The following is a 15,270-nucleotide window of genomic DNA, read 5'->3' on the forward strand; positions in this document are numbered from 1 at the left end:
GTAGCTTGGTTCCTGCTGGTGGCGTGCAGGCGGATGCCGCGCTCGCCGCGCACGCCCTTGGATTCTACGTGCCGGGGCACGGACGGCCTGCGGGCGGAGGGGACGGCGGATGGCACGGCGGATGGCACGGAGTGCGGGACGGGCGGAGGATTCCGACCCCGTCGTCACCGTGAGCGGCGCGTCCGACGGCGTCCGCGGTGTCGCGCTGGTGCTGCACGGCGGACGGGCGGACAGTTTCGAGGCCGTACGGCCCCGGCACCTCAGCCCCCTGCGGATGCGTCCGTTCGCGGCACGGCTCGCAGCGGCGGGATCCGTCCATGGCCTGGCCGTCTGGGCCCTGCGCAACCGGGTCCGGGGGTGGAACGGCGCGGACGAGTCGGCGCTGGGGGACGCCCGCTGGGCTCTGGACCGCATCGCCGCAGCGCATCCGTCGGTGCCGGTCTACCTGCTCGGCCACTCGATGGGAGGGCGGACGGCCATCGCCGCCGCCGGCCATCCGCAGGTCCGGGCCGTGGCGGCGCTCGCCCCGTGGCTCGGACCGACCAGCGCCGTCGAACCCCTGCGGGACCGCAGCGTCCTCATCCTGCATGGTGACCAGGACCGGTGGACGAGTCCGACGGCGTCCCTGTCCTTCGCCCGCCGCGCCCAGGGCGTGGCCCGGGACGTCCACTACGTGCGCATGCTCGGGGCAGGCCATTTCATGGTTCGCCGCGTCCCCGTGTGGCACGGCCTGAGTACGTCGTTCCTCCTCAGCCACTTCGCCGACGACACAGGTGCCGCCGTCGACGCTCGCCGGCTCGAGGCATCCGCCCGGCTCTACCGTGCTCCCGATCCGCTCGGCATCACCGCCTGAGTCCCGCCCGGTACCGGTCCGGTCGCGGGTCCGGGTGCGGTACCGGTCCCGTCGCGGGTCCGGGTGCGGGTCCGGGTCCGGGTTCGGACCGTGTACCCGGCTGCCGGACCCCCGCCCAGGAAAAGCACGGTCCGGCGGGCGTAGGTCCGGCCGGGCGGGGTACAAAGGGTACAGACACGGTACGAGCGGGCCCTTCCGCTCGCTCCGACGACCGGAAGAGGAAACGGACCATGGGATGGAAGCCGCGGCAGAGCGACCGCATGTACCGGTTCGTGGTGTACGCGGGCAAGACCGTCTTCGCGGCCCTCCGCCTGCAGGTCCGGGTCACCGGCACCGAGAACTTGCCGGACTCCGATCCCCTCGACGGGCGTTCGCGTCAGGCGGTGCCCGGGCACGGCGCCGTCGTCGCCATCACCCACTTCGGGTACCTCGACTTCGCCTTCGCGGAACTGGTCCTGTGGAACCATGCACGCATCCAGGCGCGGTACCTGATCTCCAAGCGTGCGGCGGACCACTGGTTCGTCAGCCCCTTCGTGTTCGGCCTCGGCCACGTGGTCACGGACCGGAAGGCGGGTGCCCAGGCATACGACGACGCCCTCGCGAAGCTGCGCGCCGGCGAGTACGTCGCGGTCCTGCCGGAGGCCGGTGTGTCCCGCAGCTACACCGTCCGCGAGCTCAAGACCGGCCCCGTACGGCTCGCCGCTGAAGCCGGCGTCCCGGTCATCCCCATCTCCGTGTGGGGAGCGCACAGGCTGCTGACGCGCGGCCACGGCTTCTCCGTCCGTCGGGCCTGGAAGTCCCCCGTCCGCGTCCACATCGGCCCTGCCATCCACCATGCGCCCGGGCTCGATGTCGCCGAGGAGACGGAGAAGCTGCGCCAGGAGCTGCAGGACGGCATCACGACGTGCATCGCCGACTTCCCGCTGACCCCCGGGCCGGCTGCCTGGTGGATGCCTGCGCACCTCGGCGGCAGCGCCCTGACCGACGCCGAGCGCGAGGCGGCCGACATCGCGGACAGGAAGGCCGGCCGGCACGACCGCGGCTGACGCAGCGGGACGACGGAGGGCCGCTCCTGGTCGCCGGACCGGGAGCGGCCCTCTCTGTCGTCGGACGGTCGCGTGGCACCCGTGGTGTCCGGCCGCTTCCGGCGCTCAGGCCGTCGCGACCACCAGTGTCTCCGGTCCGGCGAGCCGGGCCGCGCCCGTCGCCAGCAGCGGTTCGACGACGGCGACCAGCGCCTCCATGGAGTCGTCGACCTCGAGCTGGATGGGGTACTGGTGCACGAGCATGGCGATCATGGTGGCGACGGCCGCCTGCTGCTCCTGCGGCGCGAGCGTCGTGTCGTAGCCGAGCAGGACGTCCGCCGGGTCGTCGGTCCGGGCCTGCGTGTAGCTGACCGCGAAGGCCGCGATGGCCCCGCCGTCGGCCTTCGGCCGGTCACGCAGCACGATCGCTCCGCCTGCTCCGCTCCCATCGCCCAGGAACAGCTGCTGCGCGCGACCCAGGCTGATGTCCGCGCGGTCCCACGCGTGCACGGACTCGTAGAAGGTCGCGAGCGCCCGCGTCAGTTCCACGGATCCGGTGGCCGCCTCCTCGAGCTGCGGGCCGGCGTCGTCGTCGAAGGAGGGGGCAGCGAGCGCCCCCGGCCCGACGACGACGAGCCGGGAACGCTGGAGGGTGCCGAAGCCGGTCGCCCGGGCGAAGGCGGCGCCCGTGGTCCCGGGCGTCACCTTCGAGCGCAGCGCCGTGACGCCCGACGGCGAGGCGGCCGCTTCGTGCTGGAGCATCGTGAGGAGTGTCGAGCCGACGCCTGCCCGACGGTGGTCCTCGGCGACCTCGATGTAGCACCAGAGCCGGTCCGGGTGGAGCGCCGCGCCGTAGACGCAGCCGGCCGCGACCGGGATGCCCTGGTCGACCACGGTGATGCAGCGGTTCCACGGGCTGTCCGACGGCGTGCGGAAGGATCCGCGGAACTGCTCGGCCGCCGCCGACTCGGGCCCGCCCCAGAGCTGGATGAGCTCGAGGTCGTCCCCTTCCTGCCAGGCGCGGTATTCGAGGGCCATCAGGCTCCGATCAGGCGCGCGGCGAGGTATCCCTGTACCTGGTCGAGGGACACGCGCTCCTGGGCCATGGTGTCGCGCTCGCGGATCGTGACCGCCTGGTCCTCGAGCGTGTCGAAGTCCACGGTGATGCAGAACGGCGTGCCGATCTCGTCCTGGCGGCGGTAGCGGCGGCCGATGGCCCCGGCGTCGTCGAAGTCGATGTTCCAGCCCTTGCGCAGCTGCGCCGCGAGGTCCTTCGCCTTCGGGGAGAGGTCCTCGTTGCGGCTGAGCGGCAGCACGGCGGCCTTGACGGGGGCCAGGCGCGGATCGAGCTTCAGCACGGTGCGCTTGTCCACGCCGCCCTTGGCGTTGGGCGCCTCGTCCTCGGTGTAGGAGTCCACGAGGAAGGCCATGAAGGAGCGGGTCAGGCCGGCCGCGGGCTCGATCACGTACGGCGTGTAGCGCTCGTTGGTCGCCTGGTTGAAGTACCCGAGGTCGGTGCCGGAGTGCTTCGAGTGCGTGGAGAGGTCGAAGTCGGTACGGTTGGCGATGCCCTCGAGCTCGCCCCACTCGGAGCCGGAGAAGCCGAAGCGGTACTCAATGTCCGTGGTGCCCTTGGAGTAGTGGCTGAGCTTCTCGAGCGGGTGCTCGAAGAGGCGCAGGTTGTCGGCCTTGATCCCGAGGTCCGTGTACCAGGAGAAGCGCTGGTCGATCCAGTACCGGTGCCATTCCTCGTCGGTGCCCGGCTCGACGAAGAACTCCATCTCCATCTGCTCGAACTCGCGCGTGCGGAAGATGAAGTTGCCCGGCGTGATCTCGTTGCGGAAGCTCTTGCCGATCTGGCCGATGCCGAACGGCGGCTTCTTGCGCGCGGTGGTGAGGACGTTGTTGAAGTTCACGAAGATGCCCTGCGCGGTCTCCGGGCGCAGGTAGTGCATGCCCTCCTCGGAGGCGACCGGGCCGAGGAACGTCTTGAGCAGTCCCGAGAATTCCTGGGGTTCGGTCCACTGGCCCTTGGTGCCGCAGTTGGCGCAGGTGATGTCCTTCAGGCCGTTCTCCGGTGCGCGGCCCTTCTTCTCCTCGTACTCCTCCTCGAGGTGGTCCGCGCGGTAGCGCTTGTGGCAGGACAGGCACTCCACGAGCGGATCGCTGAAGACCTCGACGTGCCCGGAGGCCTCCCAGACCTGGCGGGGAAGGATCACGGCGGAATCGAGCCCGACGACGTCCTCGCGTCCGCGCACCATGGTCTGCCACCACTGCCGCTTGATGTTTTCCTTGAACTCGGCACCGAGGGGTCCGTAATCCCAGGCAGAGCGGGAACCGCCGTAGATCTCCCCCGACTGGAACACGAAGCCGCGCCGCTTGGCGAGGGAGATGATGGGGTCGAGTGCTGACTTGGCTGCTGCCATGGGTTCTTCTCCAGTTCTGAGCAGGCCGCTGGGTGCGGTCCGCAGGTGGGGGTCGCGTGCACGGGCCGTCCACCCCTGCGGGGGCCGGAAAGCCACCCCGCAAGCCTACCGGGTCCGTCCTGCTCCGCACCGGCCCGTCCCGGCCGGTCCCGGCCGGCCCCTGCCTGCCCCTCCGGCCGGACGGACCGGTCGTCAGGGTCGTGTCCGCCGCGGCCAGGGCAGGGTGGTGAGGATGATCGCGCCGAGGGTCAGCAGCGTCCCGGCGATCGTGGCGAACACGATGATGGTGCCGGGAGCCGGGAACACCAGGTCCAGCAGCAGTGAGCCGACGAGCTGCCCGCCGATCATGCACAGGCCCGTGAGCAGGACGCCGAGGCTGCGTACGAGCAGCGCACCGAGCGCGATGAAGATGCAGCCCATGGGCCCGCCGAGGTAGTACCACCACTCGGACGGCAGGGGGTTGCCCGGGCCCGCGACGGCGACCTTGATGAGCCAGGCCGTCAGCAGCACGGCGGTGCCGGCGATGAAGTTCATCAGGGTGGCCGCGAGCGGCGTGCCGTAGTGGAGGGCCGCCGTGCCGTTCATGGCCTGCTGGAAGCTCATCAGGACGCCGGCGGCGACAGGGAGCAGGACGGGGACGAGCCACTCCGTCACCTCTCCGGCGGCACCGAAGCGCGGGGAGACGGCCCAGACGACGGACAGGACCGTCAGCACCACGCCGATCACCCGCATGGGCGTCGCGGCGCGCTTGCCGCCGGGTCCGATCCCCGCCCGGTCGACGAGGAGGCCGCTCAGTGACTGGCCCATGACGGCCGCGACGGTGAACAGGGCGACGCCGAGGATCCCGATGGTCAGCGACTGGGAGAAGACGAAGAAGGCGCCGATCGCACCGGCGGCCACGTAGTAGGGCGGGAAGCGGCGCTCGCGCACCGACGGGAGGATCTGGCGGGCTCCGGCCCGTGCGCTCGGGAGCACCAGTGTGAGGACCACCATCACCACGAGGCCCGTGCCGAAGCTGATCAGCGCGGCGGCGATGCCGTCGTCGAGCACGGTGCCGAGCGCTCCGTTGATCCTGCCCTGGACGGGGATGGCGAGTCCTGCCGCGAGGGCGAGGGGGAAACCGACGGCTGGGGGAAGCACACGCGCATCTGACACCCGTACAGCCTAGTAGCCGCCGTCGGGCATCATGGATGCATGACCGAGAACGCAGCCACCACCGAACTGTCCATCCGCGACGACATGATCCGGCTCGGACAGCTGCTCAAGCTCGCCTCGCTCGCCGAGGACGGCGTGGAGGCCAAGGCCCTGATCGACAACGGGCTGGTGCAGGTCAACGGCGAGATCGAGGAGCGCCGGGGCCGCCAGCTCCATCCCGGTGACACCGTGAGCGTCAACGGCGAGACGGTCCGCCTGACCAAGTCCTAGTACCGCCGGCCGGCCCGCTGACGGAGCACCGCACAGGCTCAGCGGCGCCCGAGGACCGTCATGCTCAGGAACTCGCGGACGTGGGCGAGCTCCTGCAGGTTGATGCTGTGGAACATGTTCGAGTAGAGGATCTTCGTCAGTTTCGTGTGCGTGGTCAGCCAGGCGTGCGTGAGGTCGACCATCTCCGGCGTGATGACCTGGTCCTCCTGGTCCCGGCCCCAGAAGAACTGCACGGGCGCGGCGGCCGCGTCGTCGTCGCGGAAGAACGCGTGGCCCTCGGACGGCACGATGAACCCCGAGAGTCCGACGACGCAGGCGAAGTCGCCGGGCCGGTGGCGCAGGAGCGACGTTGCGACGGCCATGCCCTGGGAGAAGCCCAGGAGGCTGACGCTGGAGTGGGAAGCCCGGACGGTGTCGAGCCACCGGGCCACGGCGGTGACGCTCTCCACCACGCGGTCGACCGAGTAGTCGGCCCCGCGAGACAGCGGGAACCACGAGAAGCCCGGCCCTTCAGCCTGCGGGGCTCGGACGGACGCCACGGTGAAATCGGCCGGAAGGTGGTCCGTCAGCCCCATCAGGTCCTCCTCGTTGGCCATGTAGCCGTGGAACAGGACGAGCAGCGGCGTGCCTTCCCGCTCGGACTCGGGCTTCGACCAGAGGACCACCGGATCCCAGGAGCTCGTGGAGGGCGCAGTCGTGCCGGGGGCTGGTTCAGTCATGGCTCCTATTTTGGCACGGTCCGCCCGGGCCACCGGCCGGACGATCGGCGTTGGCGCCGGCTCCCCGACAGTTGGAGAATGTCGTGGTGAGCCCTACACCTGCTGCAGTCCCCGACTCCCCCGGGACCGATTCCATTCCCAACGGGGCCGGGATCGATGCGAGCCTGAACCCCGAGCCCCATCCCTGGCACCGCTACGTGGCCCTCGGGGACTCCTTCACCGAGGGGATCGGCGACCCCAATCCCGACAGTGTCGGGGGCAATCGTGGCTGGGCCGACCGCGTGGCCGAGGAACTGGCCCGGGGACAGACCGATTTCGCCTATGCCAACCTGGCGGTGCGCGGCCGCCTGCTGCAGCAGATCGTGGACCAGCAGGTGGAGCCCGCCCTGGCGCTGCGGCCGGATCTGGTCACCATCTCGGCCGGCGGCAACGACCTGCTGCGGCCCGGCGGCGATCCGGATGAGCTTGCCGAGCGGCTCGACGCCGTCGTCGCCACGCTCTCGGCGTCCGGCGCGACCGTCGTCCTGTTCACCGGACCTGACGTCCGGGAGACCGTCCTCGGCAGCATCCGGTCGAAGACGGCCATCTACAACGAGAACCTGCGGACCGTCGCCGCCCGCCACGAAGCGGTGATCGCGGACATGTGGGCGCTGCGGCAACTGCTCAACACCCAGATGTGGTCCTCCGACCGCCTGCACTTCTCGCCGCTCGGCCACCACACCATCGCCGCGATGGTCCTGGACACCCTCGCCGTACGGCACACGCTCGAGCCGCTGCATCCGAAGGAGCTCCCGGCCCGCACGTGGCGGGAGGCGCGGGCGGAGGACTTCGTGTGGGCCCGGGAGTACTTCGTGCCGTGGGTCCTGCGCAGGCTCCGGCACCGGTCGTCGGGCGACGGCGTCCTCGCGAAGCGGCCGGACGTCGCACCGATCTTCGGGCCGGGCATGCCGCCGGGTGCTGCGGACTGACCGCCGCCGGGCGGTCAGTCCTCCCGGCGGCGCAGCCCGTCGTTCCTAGCTGTCGAGGGAGACCTCACCGTTGGCCACGGCGTCGGCGCACGCGCTGAGGTCCGGCCCCGGCTTGAAGTCGACGAATTGCGGCTGCAGCTTCTGGAAGAGGAATTCGTAGACCTCGTCGCGGGACTTGCCGTCCATCGTCTCCACGGCCTCGCGGACCGCCCCCTGCAGCGCGCGGTCGGAGTCCAGCAGGATCTTGTCGCGTGCTTCCTGGTTCCAGCCAATGGTGCTCAGTTCCATGAACAGCTCCTCTTTCGACGTCGGTGGTCCCGGGACGTCGACCCGGGACCTGCCTGCCGCGAGTTCCTAAGCAGGCTTACCTCCAAGACTAGGTGCCGGTCCGTGGAAACCCAACCGGTATCTGCTACCGGGTGTAGAAGGCGGCCCGGAGGTCCGCGTCGAGCTGGTGGATCTGCGTCAGGAAGGCGTCGTGGCCCACCGGTGAGGAGATCATGTGGACGGGCACCTCGCCCGGCAGCCCGGCGGCCAGGCGCCTCGACTGCACAGGGTAGTACAGCCGGTCCGAGTCCACGGCCGCGACGAAGAACTCCGCCGTCGCGGTGCCCAGGGCGTCGTCGAGCGTGCCGCGGTCGCGCGCCGCGTCATGGCTCATCAGTGCCTCGGTCAGGATCACGTAGCTGTTGGCGTCGAACCGGCCCACGAGCTTGTCCGCCTGGTGGTCGAGGTAGCTCTCCACCTGGTAGCGACCGCGGTCGGCGGGCAGGACGGCGCCGAACGGCTGTTCGGTGTCCTGCTCCGCGCGACCGAAGCGCGCCTCCAGCTCGTGTTCCGAGCGGTAGGTGATGTGCGCGATCCGCCGGGCGATGCCGAGGCCCGCCTCCGGACGGGCACCGTCGTAGTAGTCGCCGCGGCGGTAGGCGGGATCGAGCCGGATCGCCTGCACCTGGGCCTGGGCGAACGCTATCTGTTCGGCCGAACTGGCGGCGGTGCAGGCGATGACGGCGCACCGCTGAACGCGCTGCGGATACATGAGTGCCCATTCCAGGGCGCGCGCCCCGCCCATCGAGCCGCCGAGGACCGAGTGCCACCGATCGATGCCGAGCCGGTCGGCCAGCAGGGCCTCGGCCCGGACGGAGTCCCGGATGGTGATCAGGGGGAAGCGCGAGCCCCACGGCGTCCCGTCGGGCGCGAGGCTGGCCGGCCCCGTCGAGCCGTAGCAGCCTCCCAGCATGTTGATCGACACCACGAAGTACCGGTCGGTGTCCACCGTGCGGCCGGGACCCACGAGCGAATCCCACCAGCCCTCCTCCTCCGAGTCGCCGCGTGCCACGTGCGAGCTGCCGGTCAGGGCATGCTGCACGAGCACGGCGTTCGACCCGTCCCGGTTCAGCCGGCCCCAGGTCTCGAAGGCGAGCTGCACGTCCGGCAGCGTGCCGCCCGTCTCCAGGGCCAGCGGACCGATCGGCGCGATGCGCAGGAGCCCGTCCCCCGGAGGGCGTGCGCCGTCGATCCCGGGGTGCAGCGGAGCAGGAGGGTAGGTCGTCACGAAGGGCTAGGCTCCTTTGGCGGCGCGGAAGCCCGCGTCGAGGTCGGCGAGGATGTCGGTGATGTTCTCGAGGCCCACGGAGAGGCGCACGAGGCCCGGGCGCACTCCGGCGGTCAGCTGCGCCTCAGCCCCCAGCTGGCTGTGGGTCGTGGACGCCGGGTGGATCACGAGCGAGCGCACATCGCCCACGTTCGCGACGTGCGAGTGGAGTTCCAGCCCGTCGACGAAGCGCTTGCCGGCCTCGAGTCCCCCGACGATGTCGAAGCTGACGATCGCGCCCGTGCCGTTGTTCCGCCCGTACTTCCTGCCGCGCTCGTACCAGGGACTCGAGGCGAGGCCCGCATAGGAGACGCGCTCGACGTCGTCGTGCCCCTCGAGCCACTCGGCGACGGCCTGGGCGTTCTGCACGTGGCGCTCCACGCGCAGGCTGAGGGTCTCCAGACCCTGCGCGATGAGGAAGGCGTTGAACGGCGACACGGACGAGCCGAGGTCGCGCAGCAACTGGACGCGGGCCTTGAGGATGTAGGCGAGGTTGGCGCCGAGGGCGCTGCCGACACCGAGGTCCCGTGCGTAGACGAGTCCGTGGTAGCTCTCGTCCGGGGTGTTGAAGCCCGGAAAGCGCTCGGGGTACTGGGCGAAGTCGAAGTTCCCCGAATCGACGATGACCCCGGCGATGGCATTGCCATGGCCCCCGAGGTACTTCGTCGCGGAGTGCACCACGATGTCCGCACCCCACTCGATGGGCCGGATCAGGTACGGCGTGGACAGCGTGTTGTCCACGATCAGGGGGATCCCGCTCTCGTGCGCGACCGCGCTGATGCCCTCGATGTCGAGGACGTCCTGCCGGGGGTTGGACACGACTTCCCCGAAGAAGAGCTTGGTGTTCGGCCGGACGGCGTCGCGCCACTGCTCGAGGTCGTCGGGGTCCTCGACGAAGGTGGTCTCGATGCCGAACCTCTTCAGCGTGTGCTTGAAGAGGTTGTACGTGCCGCCGTAGAGGCTCGGGCTCGCCACGATGTGGTCACCCGCCTCGGCGATGTTCAGCACCGCGAAGGTCTCCGCCGCCTGGCCGGAGGCCAGGAGCAGCGCGCCGACGCCGCCCTCGAGGCTCGCGATCCGCGTCTCCACCGCTTCCTGCGTGGGATTGCCGATGCGCGTGTAGATGGGCGCGAGTTCCGTCAGCGAGAACCGGTTCGCGGCGCTCTCGGCACTCGGGAAGACGAATGACGACGTCTGGTAGATGGGCAGCGCACGCGCTCCCGTGGCGGTGTCCGGCACCTGGCCGGCGTGGATCTGGCGTGTCTCGAAGGACCAATCGTCGGACATGGTGCTCCCTGTAGGAAGGGGCTCCGCCGGGTTCCGATGCTCCCGTCGGTGGACACCGTTCCAGGAGACCGGGCCCGCAGGAGCCCGCGCTTGCACGACGCCGGTGTGGCGCCGAACCTGGTCTTCACCCGGGGCACCCCACCGCGGTTGGAGGGTTGCCGGCCAGCAAGCCGGGGCTTCGTGCTGGCACTCATGACCTGCATTCATGAAAGCCCATCGGGGCGCATCCGGCAACCCGTGTGACCCTCCGTGAAGGAGCGGCTCACCCCCTTCTGCGGTCGGTCGAACGGGTAAGGCAAGCCTTAGTCGAGACGCAGATCACTTAGTGCCAAAATATCGGCATGCGCCTGGACCACGTCTCTTATGCCTGCGAACCCGATGGACTTGCTGCGACCGCCGACCGGATCTCGGCCAGGCTCGGCATGGAACCGGTGAAGGGCGGTGTGCACCCCCGCTTCGGCACCCGCAACATGATCTTCCCGCTGGTCAACGGCCAGTACCTGGAGGTCGTCGAGGTCCTCAACCACCCCGCGTCGGACAAGGCGCCGTTCGGCCAGGCCGTGCGGGCGCGTTCCGAGGCCGGTGGAGGCTGGATGGGCTGGTGCGTCGCCGTCGACGACCTGGGACCCTTCGAGGAGCGGCTCGGCCGCGGTGCGGTTCCCGGCAACCGCAAGTTCCCGGACGGCCAGGAGCTGACCTGGCAGCAGATCGGCATCAAGGGCCTCATCGCGGATCCGCAGGTGCCCTATCTGCTCCGCTGGGACGAGGGCACCGAGTCCCTGCACCCGTCGAAGGCCCGTCCTGCGACGGTCAAGCTGGACTGCCTCACGATCGCCGGCTCGTCCGAGCGCGTCACGGAATGGCTCGGCACGGAGGTCGAGGAGACCCTCGACGGCGTCCAGGTCCAGTGGATCGCACCCAACGGCACCCCGGGCATCATGTCCGTGACCTTCGAGACCGCCGACGGCCGCATCGAGATCTGACCTCCGCCGCGGACGCAGAAGGGACCGGACATGATGTCCGGTCCCTTCTGCTGTGTCGCTGCTGTGGTGAGGAGTGATCAGGCGTGGGTGTAGGTCAGGCAGTCCGCGGCCTCGGCGCCGGGGCCCACCTTGACGGCCGGGGCGCTGCACAGCAGGTCGTGGTTGTAGCTGCACTCGGATCGCTGGCACGCTCCGACGTGCGCGAGCATCTTGGGCAGCCCGCCGCTGATGGACGTGTCGATGAACGTGGCGCAGGACGCGTGTTCCTCGCTGCCCGACACGGTGATGGCGACGGCGGTGCAGCCGTCGTGGTTGAAGGAGCAGTTGTGGACGCTGCATTCAGAGACACTGGTGACGACGCTCATGATTCCTCCTGGCTGGTCCGGTGAGGCCCCGATCGGGGCCGCCGCTTCGCTGAACGGACTCACGGTAACACCGCGTCCACCGGATAATTTAGTCATGATCGGCGTGCGCAATGACCGAAGGTAAGGCTTCGCTCAGGCGGTCACCCGCCGATCCCGATGGCGGGACCGAGCAGGGTGAATCCGACGAAACCCGTGATGTCGATGAGCGCGTGTGCCAGGACGAGCGGCATCACCCGACGGCTGCGCGTGTAGAACCAGGCGAACAGCAGGCCCATGAGCACGTTGCCGAGGAAGGGCCCGAACCCCTGGTACAGGTGGTAGCTGCCCCTCACCAGGGCGCTCGTGAGGACGATGGCCGGGGTCGACCAGCCGAGCTCCCGCAGCCGGAGGAACAGGTACCCCACCACGATGACCTCCTCGAGCACGGCGTGCCGGACCGCCGAGAGGATGAGCACGGGGATCGTCCACCAGTAGGTGTCGAGCGCGGCGGGCACCAGCGCGGTGGTGATGCCGAGCGCGCGGCCGCCGGCATAGACCCCGAGCGTGCCGATACCGATGACCGCCGCCAGGCCGATCCCGAACCCCATGGTCCGCAGGGGCCTCTCGAACGTGAGGCCGAGGCGCCGGAACGCCGAGACCCCGTGGCCACTGAGCAGGAACAGGACCAGGGCCACCGGCACCAGGGCGAAGAAGATTCCCAGCAGCTGGTAGGTGAGGTCGAAGTACTGCCGGTCGTCGAGCACCGGGTTCAGCGTGGTGGTCTGCGCGGCGAGGGGGCCGCGCGTCAGCTTCTCGGCCAGGCTCACGATCGCGTACACACCGGACTGTCCGAGGGACAGGCCGAAGACGATGAGCAGCTCGGCGGTGATGCGGCGCCTCGGGACGGGTGGCTCCGGGTGGACGGCACCGCCCGGTGCTGCTGGAGCGGACGGGGAGGACTCGGCAGTCATGGCGCTATCCTTCCAGCGGCGGCTGGTGATTCCCAGTCCGCGGACATCCGCCTGCCTCCCCTACCGCACGCGGCTCCCGGCCCGCCAGACGGCATGGACGAGCGGCATGCCCGGCCGGTATGCGAGATGCGTGGCCGAGGGCGCGTTCAGCAGTTGCAGGTCTGCACGGTGCCCGACGGCCAGGGAGCCGACCGCGCGCCGGCCGTCCTCGTCGTCGCCCGCGTGGCGCCGCAGCGCGAGCGCTCCGCCGAAGGTCGCGGCGCGGACCGCCTCCTGCACGGTGAGGCCCATCTGGAGGACGGCGGTGGCCACGCAGAAGGCCATCGAGCTCGTGAACGACGTACCGGGGTTGCAGTTGCTGGCGATCGCGAGCTGCACGCCGGCGTCGAGGAGCCTCCGGGCGGGCGGGAACGGCTGGCGCGTGGAGAGGTCGCAGGCGGGCAGGCAGGTGGCCGCCGTGCCGGGTTCGCCCAGCGCAGCGAAGCCGGCCCAGGTACCGGCGAGCGCCTCGACGTCGTCGTCGGTCAGGTGGTTGACGTGGTCCACGCTGGCGGCGCCGAACTCGACGGCGAGCGCGACGCCGTCGCCCGGTCCCAGCTGGTTGCCGTGCACGCGCAGGCCGAGGCCGGCTGCGGCGGAGGCGGAGAGCACGCGGCGTGACTGCTCGGCGGTGAAGGCTCCCGTCTCGCAGAAGACGTCGGCCCAGCGGACATAGGGGCGGACGGCGTCGAGCATGGGCCCGCACACCAGGTCGGTGTAGTGGTCCGCGTCCTCCCCGCGCGGCACGAGGTGCGCACCGAGGAACGTGACCTCGTCGACGACGCCTGCCGCGATGCGCGCACTGCGCGCCTCCTGCTCGACGTCGAGCCCGTAGCCCGTCTTCGTCTCCAGGTAGGTGGTCCCGCCCGCCGCGGCCTCGGCGACCCGGGCCAGCAGGAGTCGCGTGAGGTCGTAGTCGCCGGCGGCACGTGTCGCGTCGACGGTGACGGCGATACCACCCGCGGCGTAGGACTCCCCCGCCATGCGGGCCTCGAACTCGGCCGTCCGGTCGCCGGCGAACACGAGGTGCGTGTGGCTGTCGACCCAGCCCGGGAGGCCTGCACGGCCACCGGCGTCGTGGCTCTCGTCGGCGGCAGGGGCGTGCGCGGACGGGCCGATCCAGCTGATGCGCTCGCCCTCGAACACCACGGCGGCGTCCCGCAGGGTGGTGCCGTCGGGGTCCGAGGTGAGGAGCTCACCGATGTTCGTGATGAGGACGGACATCAGTGCTGCTCCCGGCTGTGGCCCGCCGGGCTCCTGCCAGGCTCGTGCTCCCTCTGCGCCGCCTCGTCCAGCCGGGCGATGGCCGTGACCAGCAGGTCGGCGGGCCTCCCCAGCGTGGTGTGGACGCCGTCGCGCGCCACGAGGACTCCCCCGACGACGACACCCGTGACGTCCTGGCCGGTCGCGGTGTAGGCGAGCTGCTCCCGGGAGGACCCGGCCGTGCGCGCGGTGCCCGGATCGACGGCCATGAAGTCGGCGGCGCGGCCGGGCCGGAAGCCGGCGCCCGGCCGGGCCTGCGCGGCTGCCCCGCCGAGAGAGGCGATGGCGTGCAGCTGCTCCGGTCCGAAGTGACCCCGCCGCCCGGTGCGCAGGCGCTCCCCGTGCTCCAGCGCCCGCATCTCCAGCCATGGGTCCACGACGGCGTGCTGGTCGGTGCCGAGGGCGAGCGTCGCTCCCGCTGCGCGGAGGTCGCCGGCCGGGCCGATGCCGTCCGCCAGGTCCGCCTCGGTGGTGGGACAGAGGACGACGGCGGCCCCGGCACCGGCGAGGACGGCGATGTCACGCTCGCTGACGTGGGTCGCGTGGACGGCGGACAGCCGGCTCCCGACGAGTCCGTAGGAGTCGAGCAAGGCGGTCGGGGTGCGGCCGGTGGCACGGAGGCAGTCCTCGTTCTCCGCGGGCTGCTCGGAGAGGTGGACATGCAGGGGGAGCCCGGCCGGCAGGTGCTGTGCGATGACGGCCAGCTGGTCCTCGGGGACGGCGCGCACGGAGTGGATGGCGGCACCGACGGACACCTGGTGGGCCGGGTGGAGTGCGGCGACCGTGGCACGGAGGGACGCGAGCCGGTCGAGCCACTGCGCGGCGGTGCCGTCCGAGAACCGGCGCTGCCCCTCCTCGAGGGGAGCCCCGAAGCCCCCGGCGAGGTAGCAGGTGTCCAGCAGGGTCAGCCGGATGCCCGCGCGGACGGCCGCCCGCGCGAGGGCGAGCTCCATGGCGTGCGGGCCGGAGTCCCCCTGCCCGTAGGGTGTGCCGTCGGGCTGGTGGTGGACGTAGTGGAATTCGGCGACGCTGGTCCAGCCCACCGCGACCATCTCCGCATAGGCGGCGGTGGCCAGTTCCTCGTAGAGCTCCGGCGTCAGGGCCGCCGCCGCGCGGTACATGCTCTCCCGCCAGGTCCAGAAGGTGCCGCCGCGGTCGTGGGTACGGCCCCTCAGGGCACGGTGGAACGCGTGCGAATGCGCGTTCGCGGCACCGGGGAAGGCCACACCGGACAGGACGACGTCGCCGGCCTGCGCCGGGACACCGGACGCGACGCCGACCACCGTGCCGTCGGCGTCGACCTCCACGCGGACCGCGTCCGCCACGCCGTCGCCTCCCAGCCAGGCGGACTCGCACCACACGGCACTGACCGC

The 15,270-nt window shown here is 70.9% G+C and carries 16 protein-coding genes and 1 riboswitch; of the genes, 5 read left to right on the top strand and 11 right to left on the bottom strand.

All coding sequences use genetic code 11. The features are described from left to right. Positions 1-121 precede the first annotated feature (121 nt). The gene (locus tag AC0Z9V_RS09495; RefSeq protein ID WP_485141356.1) at positions 122-853 is read left to right on the top strand and encodes an alpha/beta hydrolase; all 732 of its coding nucleotides are present in this window, start codon (positions 122-124) and stop codon (positions 851-853) included. A 230-nt stretch (positions 854-1,083) separates the two neighbouring features. After that, entirely contained in the window at positions 1,084-1,899 is an 816-nt protein-coding gene (locus AC0Z9V_RS09500) for a lysophospholipid acyltransferase family protein (RefSeq protein WP_485141357.1), read from the top strand. Positions 1,900-2,004: 105 nt separating this feature from the next. Here the strand turns inward: AC0Z9V_RS09500 and AC0Z9V_RS09505 are convergent, their stop codons facing one another. From AC0Z9V_RS09505 to AC0Z9V_RS09515, 3 genes are all read right to left on the bottom strand, one after another. Continuing rightward, on the bottom strand, positions 2,005-2,916 hold the full coding sequence (locus AC0Z9V_RS09505) for a GNAT family N-acetyltransferase (protein WP_485141358.1): 912 nt from the start codon (positions 2,914-2,916) through the stop codon (positions 2,005-2,007). Next, positions 2,916-4,304 carry a glycine--tRNA ligase gene (locus AC0Z9V_RS09510; RefSeq protein ID WP_485141359.1) on the bottom strand — a complete coding sequence of 463 codons (1,389 nt, stop codon included), beginning with the start codon at positions 4,302-4,304 and terminating at the stop codon, positions 2,916-2,918. Before AC0Z9V_RS09510 ends, AC0Z9V_RS09505 begins: the two co-directional genes overlap by 1 nt. Positions 4,305-4,496: 192 nt before the next feature. Continuing rightward, complete coding sequence (locus tag AC0Z9V_RS09515; protein ID WP_133082149.1) at positions 4,497-5,459, bottom strand: DMT family transporter; 963 nt, start codon at positions 5,457-5,459, stop codon at positions 4,497-4,499. Positions 5,460-5,498: 39 nt separating this feature from the next. Here AC0Z9V_RS09515 and AC0Z9V_RS09520 point away from each other — a divergent pair, with 39 nt between their 5' ends. Further along, positions 5,499-5,729, top strand: a complete 231-nt coding sequence (locus AC0Z9V_RS09520) for an RNA-binding S4 domain-containing protein (protein ID WP_133082148.1) — start codon at positions 5,499-5,501, stop codon at positions 5,727-5,729. Positions 5,730-5,767: 38 nt separating this feature from the next. Here AC0Z9V_RS09520 and AC0Z9V_RS09525 read toward each other — a convergent pair whose 3' ends face one another. Then, positions 5,768-6,448 (bottom strand): alpha/beta hydrolase, encoded by a 681-nt coding sequence (locus AC0Z9V_RS09525; RefSeq protein WP_459269229.1) that lies wholly within the window; start codon positions 6,446-6,448, stop codon positions 5,768-5,770. A 134-nt stretch (positions 6,449-6,582) separates the two neighbouring features. On the opposite strand from AC0Z9V_RS09525, the gene AC0Z9V_RS09530 reads away from it, so the two are divergent. After that, the gene (locus AC0Z9V_RS09530; RefSeq protein WP_485141675.1) at positions 6,583-7,416 is read left to right on the top strand and encodes an SGNH/GDSL hydrolase family protein; all 834 of its coding nucleotides are present in this window, start codon (positions 6,583-6,585) and stop codon (positions 7,414-7,416) included. 45 nt (positions 7,417-7,461) lie between these two features. Here AC0Z9V_RS09530 and AC0Z9V_RS09535 read toward each other — a convergent pair whose 3' ends face one another. From AC0Z9V_RS09535 to AC0Z9V_RS09545, 3 genes are all read right to left on the bottom strand, one after another. Then, a complete protein-coding gene (locus tag AC0Z9V_RS09535; RefSeq protein WP_485141360.1) occupies positions 7,462-7,704 on the bottom strand; it encodes a hypothetical protein in 243 nt (80 codons plus the stop codon). 124 nt (positions 7,705-7,828) lie between these two features. Then, on the bottom strand, positions 7,829-8,971 hold the full coding sequence (gene metX / locus AC0Z9V_RS09540; protein WP_485141361.1) for a homoserine O-acetyltransferase MetX: 1,143 nt from the start codon (positions 8,969-8,971) through the stop codon (positions 7,829-7,831). Positions 8,972-8,977: 6 nt separating this feature from the next. Next, positions 8,978-10,297, bottom strand: a complete 1,320-nt coding sequence (locus AC0Z9V_RS09545; protein WP_459288129.1) for a bifunctional o-acetylhomoserine/o-acetylserine sulfhydrylase — start codon at positions 10,295-10,297, stop codon at positions 8,978-8,980. Positions 10,298-10,378: 81 nt separating this feature from the next. After that, positions 10,379-10,495, bottom strand: a riboswitch (SAM riboswitch). Between the two features lie 143 nt (positions 10,496-10,638). Here AC0Z9V_RS09545 and AC0Z9V_RS09550 point away from each other — a divergent pair. Then, entirely contained in the window at positions 10,639-11,280 is a 642-nt protein-coding gene (locus AC0Z9V_RS09550; RefSeq protein WP_133082144.1) for a VOC family protein, read from the top strand. Positions 11,281-11,357: 77 nt separating this feature from the next. Here the strand turns inward: AC0Z9V_RS09550 and AC0Z9V_RS09555 are convergent, their stop codons facing one another. The 4 genes from AC0Z9V_RS09555 to AC0Z9V_RS09570 all read right to left on the bottom strand — a co-directional run bounded on the left by AC0Z9V_RS09555 (position 11,358) and on the right by AC0Z9V_RS09570 (position 15,222). Next, complete coding sequence (locus AC0Z9V_RS09555; protein WP_133082143.1) at positions 11,358-11,645, bottom strand: DUF1540 domain-containing protein; 288 nt, start codon at positions 11,643-11,645, stop codon at positions 11,358-11,360. A 140-nt stretch (positions 11,646-11,785) separates the two neighbouring features. Then, positions 11,786-12,595 carry a CPBP family intramembrane glutamic endopeptidase gene (locus AC0Z9V_RS09560; RefSeq protein WP_459288131.1) on the bottom strand — a complete coding sequence of 270 codons (810 nt, stop codon included), beginning with the start codon at positions 12,593-12,595 and terminating at the stop codon, positions 11,786-11,788. A 60-nt stretch (positions 12,596-12,655) separates the two neighbouring features. Next, a complete protein-coding gene (hutI, locus tag AC0Z9V_RS09565) occupies positions 12,656-13,858 on the bottom strand; it encodes an imidazolonepropionase (protein WP_485141362.1) in 1,203 nt (400 codons plus the stop codon). After that, positions 13,858-15,222: a formimidoylglutamate deiminase gene (locus tag AC0Z9V_RS09570; protein ID WP_485141363.1), complete on the bottom strand. Its 1,365-nt coding sequence runs from the start codon at positions 15,220-15,222 to the stop codon at positions 13,858-13,860. The genes hutI and AC0Z9V_RS09570 overlap by 1 nt, the downstream gene beginning before the upstream one ends. Positions 15,223-15,270 lie beyond the last annotated feature (48 nt).

Source organism: Arthrobacter sp. UYP4 (genome assembly GCF_057291175.1).

Bases quoted from the DNA above. Each gene is read 5' to 3' on its own strand.
- AC0Z9V_RS09495 (WP_485141356.1), top strand. From the start codon at position 122: ATGGCACGGAGTGCGGGACGGGCGGAGGATTCCGACCCCGTCGTCACC.
- AC0Z9V_RS09500 (WP_485141357.1), top strand. From the start codon at position 1,084: ATGGGATGGAAGCCGCGGCAGAGCGACCGCATGTACCGGTTCGTGGTG.
- AC0Z9V_RS09505 (WP_485141358.1), bottom strand. From the start codon at position 2,916: ATGGCCCTCGAATACCGCGCCTGGCAGGAAGGGGACGACCTCGAGCTC.
- AC0Z9V_RS09510 (WP_485141359.1), bottom strand. From the start codon at position 4,304: ATGGCAGCAGCCAAGTCAGCACTCGACCCCATCATCTCCCTCGCCAAG.
- AC0Z9V_RS09520 (WP_133082148.1), top strand. From the start codon at position 5,499: ATGACCGAGAACGCAGCCACCACCGAACTGTCCATCCGCGACGACATG.
- AC0Z9V_RS09525 (WP_459269229.1), bottom strand. From the start codon at position 6,448: ATGACTGAACCAGCCCCCGGCACGACTGCGCCCTCCACGAGCTCCTGG.
- AC0Z9V_RS09535 (WP_485141360.1), bottom strand. From the start codon at position 7,704: ATGGAACTGAGCACCATTGGCTGGAACCAGGAAGCACGCGACAAGATC.
- AC0Z9V_RS09545 (WP_459288129.1), bottom strand. From the start codon at position 10,297: ATGTCCGACGATTGGTCCTTCGAGACACGCCAGATCCACGCCGGCCAG.
- AC0Z9V_RS09550 (WP_133082144.1), top strand. From the start codon at position 10,639: ATGCGCCTGGACCACGTCTCTTATGCCTGCGAACCCGATGGACTTGCT.
- AC0Z9V_RS09555 (WP_133082143.1), bottom strand. From the start codon at position 11,645: ATGAGCGTCGTCACCAGTGTCTCTGAATGCAGCGTCCACAACTGCTCC.
- AC0Z9V_RS09560 (WP_459288131.1), bottom strand. From the start codon at position 12,595: ATGACTGCCGAGTCCTCCCCGTCCGCTCCAGCAGCACCGGGCGGTGCC.
- hutI (WP_485141362.1), bottom strand. From the start codon at position 13,858: ATGTCCGTCCTCATCACGAACATCGGTGAGCTCCTCACCTCGGACCCC.